Origin of the sequence: Spirillospora sp. NPDC046719 (assembly GCF_040645715.1) — a bacterium.
GTDB lineage: Bacteria > Actinomycetota > Actinomycetes > Streptosporangiales > Streptosporangiaceae > Spirillospora.
Genome location: NZ_JBEYYT010000442.1, coordinates 1 through 7,554, shown reverse-complemented (window position 1 = coordinate 7,554; position 7,554 = coordinate 1). Strand labels below are relative to the sequence as shown.

At 73.9% G+C, this 7,554-nt stretch carries 8 protein-coding genes; 4 read left to right on the top strand and 4 right to left on the bottom strand.

The window, feature by feature from the left end; all coding sequences use genetic code 11:
• The first annotated feature begins 247 nt into the window (after positions 1–247).
• Positions 248–1,075, top strand: a complete 828-nt coding sequence (locus tag ABZ914_RS42335; protein ID WP_190856622.1) for an alpha/beta fold hydrolase — start codon at positions 248–250, stop codon at positions 1,073–1,075.
• A gap of 118 nt (positions 1,076–1,193) precedes the next feature.
• Here the strand turns inward: ABZ914_RS42335 and ABZ914_RS42330 are convergent, their stop codons facing one another.
• Entirely contained in the window at positions 1,194–1,553 is a 360-nt protein-coding gene (locus ABZ914_RS42330) for a YybH family protein (RefSeq protein ID WP_500200385.1), read from the bottom strand.
• A 183-nt stretch (positions 1,554–1,736) separates the two neighbouring features.
• Between ABZ914_RS42330 and ABZ914_RS42325 the strand changes: the two genes are divergently transcribed.
• Positions 1,737–2,180, top strand: a complete 444-nt coding sequence (locus tag ABZ914_RS42325; RefSeq protein ID WP_500200383.1) for an acyl-CoA thioesterase — start codon at positions 1,737–1,739, stop codon at positions 2,178–2,180.
• Between the two features lie 199 nt (positions 2,181–2,379).
• On the opposite strand, the gene ABZ914_RS42320 is transcribed toward ABZ914_RS42325, so the two are convergent.
• The 3 genes from ABZ914_RS42320 to ABZ914_RS42310 form a co-directional block, all read right to left on the bottom strand.
• The gene (locus ABZ914_RS42320) at positions 2,380–3,351 is read right to left on the bottom strand and encodes an ARPP-1 family domain-containing protein (RefSeq protein WP_500200382.1); all 972 of its coding nucleotides are present in this window, start codon (positions 3,349–3,351) and stop codon (positions 2,380–2,382) included.
• Positions 3,352–3,473: 122 nt separating this feature from the next.
• Positions 3,474–4,856, bottom strand: a complete 1,383-nt coding sequence (locus tag ABZ914_RS42315; protein ID WP_500200380.1) for a hypothetical protein — start codon at positions 4,854–4,856, stop codon at positions 3,474–3,476.
• A 99-nt stretch (positions 4,857–4,955) separates the two neighbouring features.
• Positions 4,956–5,660, bottom strand: a complete 705-nt coding sequence (locus tag ABZ914_RS42310) for a TetR/AcrR family transcriptional regulator (RefSeq protein ID WP_500200378.1) — start codon at positions 5,658–5,660, stop codon at positions 4,956–4,958.
• A gap of 99 nt (positions 5,661–5,759) precedes the next feature.
• Between ABZ914_RS42310 and ABZ914_RS42305 the strand changes: the two genes are divergently transcribed.
• Together ABZ914_RS42305 and ABZ914_RS42300 are read left to right on the top strand one after the other, a co-directional pair.
• Complete coding sequence (locus ABZ914_RS42305; protein WP_500200376.1) at positions 5,760–6,707, top strand: ATP-binding cassette domain-containing protein; 948 nt, start codon at positions 5,760–5,762, stop codon at positions 6,705–6,707.
• 41 nt (positions 6,708–6,748) lie between these two features.
• Entirely contained in the window at positions 6,749–7,519 is a 771-nt protein-coding gene (locus ABZ914_RS42300; protein ID WP_190856615.1) for an ABC transporter permease, read from the top strand.
• Positions 7,520–7,554 lie beyond the last annotated feature (35 nt).

The following is a 7,554-nucleotide window of genomic DNA, read 5'->3' as shown; positions in this document are numbered from 1 at the left end:
GGGCTCGTACGCGGGCCTGTCGCCGGGCGTCTGCGGCATGGCCGCACGCTAGCCGCGCGCATGGCCCGTTCCCGGCCGCACGCGCCCGCCTTTGCCGAGACTTCAGCCGCCGTGCCCGGCTGGCGCGGTGCTCGCGGGGCGGGCGTGCAAAGAAAGGTCGACCCTGCCTTGCCTCGCGATCCGGGTAGCGGTGCGCGTGCCCGGGAACGCCCCGCGGAACGCACCGATACTTCTGGGGGTTCACGGGATGGGGTTCGTCACGACGCGCGACGGCAACGAGATCTACTACAAGGACTGGGGCTCGGGCGCCCCGGTGGTGTTCATCCACGGCTGGCCGCTGAACGCCGACGCGTGGGAGGACCAGATGAAGGCGGTGGCCGACGCCGGGTACCGCGGCATCGCCCACGACCGGCGCGGGCACGGCCGCTCGTCGCAGCCGTGGGACGGCTACGACTTCGACACCTTCGCCGACGACCTCGCCGACCTGCTCGGCGCCCTCGACCTGCGGGACGTCACGCTGGTGGCGCACTCGATGGGCGGCGGGGAGCTGGCCCGCTACATCGGCCGGCACGGCACGGGCCGGGTCTCCAAGGCGGTGCTGCTGTCGGCGATCCCGCCGCTGATGCTGAAGACCGACGCCAATCCCGAGGGCGTCCCGGCGCAGGTGTTCGAGGACATCAAGGCCGGGATCCTGAAGGAGCGGTCGCAGTTCTGGAAGGACAGCTCGGAGGCGTTCTTCGGCGCGAACCGCCCGGGCAACAAGGTGACGCAGGGCAACCGGGACGCGTTCTGGTTCATGGCGATGCACGAGAGCATCAAGGCGGGCGTGGACTGCACGACGGCGTTCGCGGAGACCGACTTCACCGACGACCTGAAGAAGTTCGACGTGCCGACGCTGGTCGTGCACGGCGACGACGACCAGATCGTCCCGATCGACGCGACCGGCCGCAAGTCCGCGCAGATCATCCCGGACGCGACGCTGAAGGTCTACGAGGGCGGTTCGCACGGCATCGCGATGGTGCCGGGCGACAAGGAGCGCTTCAACCGGGACCTGCTGGAGTTCCTGGCCTCCTGAGCCTGCTGGACTTCTCGGCCTGAGCTTCTCGGCATCGCGGCCGCGGCGCCCGCGCCCGTGCGGCGGGGGCGTCCGCGCCGGGCCTGGGCACGGGCAGGCCCGTGGGCGGCGGGGCCCGTCAGCGGCCGGGGGTCACGAACTCGGGCTGGTCGAGGACGCGGAGCCAACTGCCGTCGGGCTGGCGACGGGCGACCTGCGCTCGGGCGCCGGCGCCGTCCTTGGGCGGGGTGGAGGTGAGCGCGAGGTCGCCGCTGACGAGGGTGGGCAGCGGCTCCTCGGGCTCGAAGTGCGGGCGTCCGGCGAGCACCTTCTCCCACAGCGCGCGGATCGCCTCGCGGCCGACGGTCTGCGAGCCGGGCGGGTAGGCCAGGACGGCGTCCTCCTCGTAGAGCGCGGCGACCCCGGCGGCGTCGCCGGCGTTGGAGCGCTCGACGAACAGGCGGGTGATGTCCTCGGGGCGCATGGCCTTCTCGTCCATTGGTGTCCTCCCTGGTGGGCTGGTGTGTCACCTCCCATGCTCGTCACTCGCCACCCAGAAGTCCAACAGATGATCCTTCTGCGATCCAGAAGCTCCGCTTATGACTGTCGAGGATCGAAACTCCGGTTCCCGGTGAGGCGCTACCACTCGCCGGTGCCGCGCGGTGCGGCAGGATGTGGGGGTATGGGGCAGATCTTCAGTCATCAGCTGCGGGTGCGGTACAGCGAGTGCGACCAGCAGGGCGTGGTGTTCAACGGCCACTACCTGTTCTTCTACGACGTGGCGCTCACGGAGTTCTGGCGGGCGGCGGTGTGCGGGCCGGACCAGATGGTGGGCGCGGGCTACGACCTGGTGGTGGCGGAGGCGCGGATCCGGTACCGGGAGGGCGCGCGGTTCGACGACTTGGTGGACGTGGAGATGCCGGTCGCGCACCTGGGGACGACGAGCATGGTGGTGCGTCCGCGGTTCGTGGTGGGCGGGCGGCTGATGGCCGACGGCGAGGTCCGGCACGTGTTCGTCGACCCGCGCTCCAAGTCCAAGCGGGAGATGCCGGGGGACGTGCGGGCGGCGCTCGCGCCCTACCTGGAGGAGACGGGACAGGCGGCCGGCACCGGGTCAGGCTCGTGATCGCTTTGCGACGTGTCGAGCGTCGTGCGAGATCCGAACTTGGAATCCGGGTTTTCGCCTGACGGGTCCGGCTCAGTTCCCGTGGGTCCGATTCAACTGGGTGGGGGCCGCCCGGGGCAACCCCTTTTGCGGGGCCGTTCCGGGCGGGCCGTCCGGATGCCGCCGCCCGCGGGCCGGGTCTGCGGGGCGGGGCGGTCGGTCAGCGGGCGAACAGGGAGGCGTAGACGGCGCGGCCGCCGTCGGTGACGACCTGCCCGGCCAGGTGCGGGCCGGTGACGGTGGACAGCCGCAGGTCCAGGTAGCGTTCCTCCTCCCGTATCTGGACGGGGTCGCGGAGTTCGGCGGGGCCCGCGGCGGTGAGCCGACGGGCGATGTCGGTGAGGCGGGCGGCGCGGTCGCGGTCGAGGGCGCCGCGCAGTTCGGCGAGGGAGCCGGCGTCGTAGGGGACGGCGGGAGCGAGCGCGGGTTCGGCGCGCCAGGCGGCGACGCCGTAGGCGAAGCAGGCCAGGGCGGGCCACATCTCGGCGAAGTACCGCGGGTCGGGGCAGATCTCCAGGCCGGCGAAGCGCCCGGCGACCAGGAACAGGGCGCCGACCTGTCCGGGCTGGGGTTCCAGGCGGCTCTGGAACTGGGTGAGGACGGGCCGCTTGCGGGACAGGATCTGCTCGAGGTGGCCGCGGCGGGGCAGCCCGCAGCGGTGGTTGAGTTCGGCGATGTCGTCCCACAGCTTGGCGTAGCCGCGGACGTCGCGCAGTTCGAGGGCGCGGGCGCGCAGTTCGCCGGGGAGCACGAAGAACCACTGGTCGCGTCCGGTGAGGTAGCCGCCCTGGGTCTGCTGGACGCAGCAGGCGTCCTCGAACAGCAGGCTCTGGCCGGGGGCCAGGAACGCCGACCGGCACAGCGCGTGGTTCTGGGCGGCGTCCTGGACGTAGCCGATGTGCAGGGGGACGATCGCGACGCCGTCGGCGGCGCCGTTGCGCAGTTCGAGGCGTCCGTAGCCGGTGACGCGCGACAGCTTCAGCCCGGTGCGGGGCGGGACGAAGCCGGGGCGGGCGGGACCGGAGACCGGCACCATGGTGAGCGCGCCGGCCTGCTGCGGGGTGCCGAGGCGGTGCCCGGCGAGGCTGAGCGGGCCGGGCAGCAGGGTGTCGAGCGCCGTCATCTCGGTCATGCGGTGCTCCTTTCGTTCGTGCCGGCCGGGGGCCGCTCCCCCGGGATCGCGCGCAGGCGGCGTGCAAGGCGCGCGTAAGGGCGTGCGCGGCCTCCGGGGCCGGGGGCGGTTCGGGGGGCGGTTCAGGCGGCGAGGGCGGTGGTGAGGTCGGCGGCCTGCCGGTCCAGGGCGTCCAGGCGGTCGTGCAGGGCGGCGCGCAGCCAGGGGCGGCCCGCGGGGCAGTGCGCGAACATCCAGGGCAGCAGGGTGGTGAAGTCGTCCTGGTGCCAGAACCCGCGCTGCGGCAGGGACGGTGCGGGTCGGCGCAGGGTCAGGTCGTCGGCGGCGGTGAACAGGGCGTGGCAGAACACCACGGGGGTGGTGACGCCGGCGCGCGGGAGGGTGGCGGCGACGCGGGCGAGGTCGCCGGGGAACCGGTTCTCGTAGCCGTCGGAGACGACGGCGACCAGGTCGGGGCCGGCGGCGAGGGCGTCCAGGACGCCGGTGGCGAGGTCGGTGGCGCCGCGGGGGGCGCGTTCGTCGCCGCCGACCTCGACGACCTCGAGCCGGTCGCAGACGCGCGACAGCAGCATCCGCAGCGCGGCGGCCTGCGACAGCACGGCCCATTCGCGTTCGCCGTAGCCGCGCATGGACGCCGAGGCGTCCAGGACGAGCGCGACGGTCCCGGCGAAGCGGGGGTAGGCGCGGGCGGCGTCGTCGACGTAGCGGCCGAGCGCGGCGTACAGGTCCTCGGCGGGGCCGCCCCGGTACAGGTGGACGAGGGTGGCGGCGATGTCGCCGCGGTTGGTGGCGGTGACGGTCGGGGGCTGTTCGCGGGCGGGGTCGAGGGTGAGGGCGGGCTCGTCGGGCATAGCCCGCGCCGGGCCGGTCGCTGCGCCGGGCGCGGTTCCGGTTCCGGTGAGGGCGCCGGCGGTGGCGGTGGGCGGTGCGGCGTAGAGGGCCTGGACGCGGGCGGGCGCGGCGGCGGGGACGGCGAGGAAGCGCAGCAGGCGGCGGCGCAGGTAGTCCGAGGCGGTGTCGCCGTCGTCGATGCGGCGGGCGCAGCCGCGGGCGGCGGTCTTGCCGAGCGCGTGCTCGAAGCAGTCGAGCAGGGCGGGGCGGCGGGCCGCGATGAGGGCGTCGGCGTCGGGGTGCTCGAGCACGAACCGCAGCACGGTGCGGGTGGTGTGCTTGTGGTTGGCGCGCAGCCGGCGCAGCGCGAGCAGGACGGTGATGACGTGTGCGGGCGGCAGCGCGAGCGTCAGGACGCGGGCGAGGCGCGCGAGGGTGTCGCGGGTGGCGTCGTCGAGACCGGCCTGGGAGGCGGCGAGGGTCTGCAGCAGGACGCGGGCGCGCTGCCAGGGCAGCGCGCCGGGCGCGAGGGCCAGCAGCGCGTAGTGCTCGGGGCCGGCGGCGTGGGCGGCGCGGTGCAGGTCCGCGTCGTCCCAGCGCAGGGTGCCGCCCCGGGGCAGGGTGAGCGGGGTGTCGTGGGTCTGCAGGTGGGCAAGGAGCGTGGGGGTGTCCATGATTGATCGCCTCCGCAATCATGGATTTTAGGAACGCCGCGGAGTGCCTCGACACTCATTTTTCCGGCGGTGGCGGCGCGGTCCCGCGTTGGTGCCGCGCTAGGTGTCCTCGCCGGGCCGTGTACCGGTGTCGGCGGGGTCGGGTTTCGGGGCGTAGTCGCCGATGCCGTGCTCCAGCATGCCGAAGACGCGGGCGGCGGAGGCGTAGACGTCGTCGCGCATCTCCCGGAGGGTCTCGCCGGCGCGTTTGCGGGCGGCGATCTCCTCGATGAGGACGCCCTGGGCGGCGTAGATCATCGCGGCGGCGACGCGGGGGGTGATGTCGTCGGGGCCGGCGCCGGTCTCCTCGGCGAGGACGCCGGCGAGGGCGTCCTTCAGCTGCTCGCCGAGTTCGCGCATGCGGGCGGTGAGGGCGGGGCTGTCGTGGACGGTCTTCAGCCAGACCTCGGAGCCCTCGTGGAAGGCGGTCCGGTAGTCGCCCTCGTCCAGGCCCTCGAAGAAGCGGCGGCGGAACGCCGCGACGACGCCCTCGCCGGGGCGGCGGTCGCGGAACGCCTGCCCGGCGGCCTCGATCATCTCGCCCTGGCGGTCGAAGAACAGGTCCTCCTTGGTCCTGAAGTAGTTGAAGACCGTGTTGACCGACACGTCGGCGGTGCGGGCGACGTCGGCGACGGTGACGTTGTCGAAGCCGCGGGTGATGAACAGCCCGGTGGCGATGTCGGCAATGCGGCGGCGGGTCTCGCGCTTCTTGCGCTCGCGCAGCCCCGGCTCGGGTCCGGGCCGCCGGTCGATCTCCTTGCCCATGCCCGGAATCCTACCTTCGCTGGCGTGACTTAAAACTTGGTGCCACTTAAAAATTGTGGTTACTCTACTGGGCGAGTCGTTCCCCCATCGGAGGTCATCGTGATCGAGGCACGCGGGCTCGCCCGCACCTTCACCGGCAGGCACGGGACGGTCGAGGCCGTGCGCGGCGTGGACCTGTCCGTGGCGCCCGGCGAGATCGTCGGGTTCCTCGGCCCCAACGGCGCCGGGAAGACCACCACGCTGCGGATGCTGACGACGCTGCTGGCGCCGACCGCGGGCACCGCGACGGTCGCGGGCCGCGACCTGCGCGCCGACCCGGGCGGGGTGCGGCGCCGCATCGGCTACGTCGCGCAGGGCGGCGGCACCGACCCGTCGGTCCCGGTGGGCGAGGAGCTGGACCTGCAGGCCCGCCTGTACGGGGTGCGGGACCGCGCCGCGCGGATCGGCGAGCTGTGCGCGCGGCTGGAGCTGGAGGGTCTGCGGGGGCGGCCGTGCGGGGCGCTGTCGGGCGGTCAGCGGCGGCGGCTGGACATCGCGCTGGGGCTGGTGCACCGGCCGCCGCTGCTGTTCCTGGACGAGCCGACGACGGGCCTGGACCCGCAGAGCCGCGGGAACCTGTGGGAGCACGTCCGCTCGCTGCGCGCCGGGGACGGCACGACGGTGTTCCTGACGACGCACTACCTGGACGAGGCGGACGCGCTGTGCGACCGGCTGCTGATCATCGACCGGGGCCGGATCGTCGCCGCGGGCACGCCCGCGGAGCTGAAGCGCCGCGTCGCGGGCGACGTGGTCACCCTGGAGTTCGCCGACCCGTCGGGGGGCGCGCCGGCGCGCGAGGCGCTGTCGCGGCATCCGGCGGTGCGGGAGGCGGTGGTCGCCGGCCGTGGTGTGCGGCTGACCGTCGAGGACGGCGAGCGGCAGCTGATGGGCCTGGTGCGGGCGCTGGACGCCGCCGGGGTGGAGCTGGCGTCGCTGAACCTGTCCCGTCCCAGCCTCGACGACGTGTTCCTCACCGTCACCGGCCGTTCCCTGCGCGACGCCGCCTGACCGGCGTCGGATCCATCCCCGAGAAGAGAAGGAGGACTTCGATGTCCTTGGCACGGACGGCCGCCGACACCCGCCTGGTGTTCGGCCGGTATCTGCGGCAGACGCTGCGCAGCAAGGTCGCGGTGGTGTTCGGCGCGGTGCAGCCGCTGCTGTACCTGGTGCTGTTCGGGCCGCTGCTGTCGCGGCTGGTGGACGTGCGCGGTTTCGGCGCCGGCAACGCCTGGCAGGTGTTCGTGCCGGGCGTGCTGATCCAGCTGGCGCTGTTCGGCGCTGGGTTCGTCGGGTTCGGGCTGATCGGTGAGCTGCGGTCGGGGGTGGTGGAGCGGCTGCGGGTGACGCCGGTGAGCCGGACCGCGCTGCTGCTGGGCCGGGTGCTGCGCGACACCGTCATCGTGGCGGCACAGGCGGTGCTGCTGGTGGCGGTCGGGCTGGCGCTGGGGCTGCGGGCGCCGGCGGGCGGCATCGCGGTCGGGCTGCTGTTCGTGGTGTCGCTGGCGGTCGCGATCGCATCGCTGTCGTACGTGCTGGCGATGCGGACGCGCAGCGAGGACGCGTTCGCGCCGCTGCTGTCGGCGGTGACGCTGCCGCTGATGCTGCTGTCGGGGATCCTGCTGCCGATGAGCCTGGCGCCGGGCTGGCTGGACGCGGTGTCGCGGTTCACCCCGTTCCGGTACGTGGTGGACGCGGCGCGGGCGGCGTTCCTCGGCGACTACGCGACGGCGGCGGTCGCCGAGGGCGCGCTGGTCGCGGTGGTGCTGCTGGTGGTGTCGGTGTGGCTGGGGGCCCGCCGGTTCCGCGCGGAGAACGCCTGACCCGTCCCGCGGCACGGGCCGCAGGCGCCCTCCGG

Bases quoted from the DNA above. Each gene is read 5' to 3' on its own strand.
- ABZ914_RS42325 (WP_500200383.1), top strand. From the start codon at position 1,737: ATGGGGCAGATCTTCAGTCATCAGCTGCGGGTGCGGTACAGCGAGTGC.
- ABZ914_RS42320 (WP_500200382.1), bottom strand. From the start codon at position 3,351: ATGACCGAGATGACGGCGCTCGACACCCTGCTGCCCGGCCCGCTCAGC.
- ABZ914_RS42330 (WP_500200385.1), bottom strand. From the start codon at position 1,553: ATGGACGAGAAGGCCATGCGCCCCGAGGACATCACCCGCCTGTTCGTC.
- ABZ914_RS42300 (WP_190856615.1), top strand. From the start codon at position 6,749: ATGTCCTTGGCACGGACGGCCGCCGACACCCGCCTGGTGTTCGGCCGG.
- ABZ914_RS42335 (WP_190856622.1), top strand. From the start codon at position 248: ATGGGGTTCGTCACGACGCGCGACGGCAACGAGATCTACTACAAGGAC.
- ABZ914_RS42310 (WP_500200378.1), bottom strand. From the start codon at position 5,660: ATGGGCAAGGAGATCGACCGGCGGCCCGGACCCGAGCCGGGGCTGCGC.
- ABZ914_RS42315 (WP_500200380.1), bottom strand. From the start codon at position 4,856: ATGGACACCCCCACGCTCCTTGCCCACCTGCAGACCCACGACACCCCG.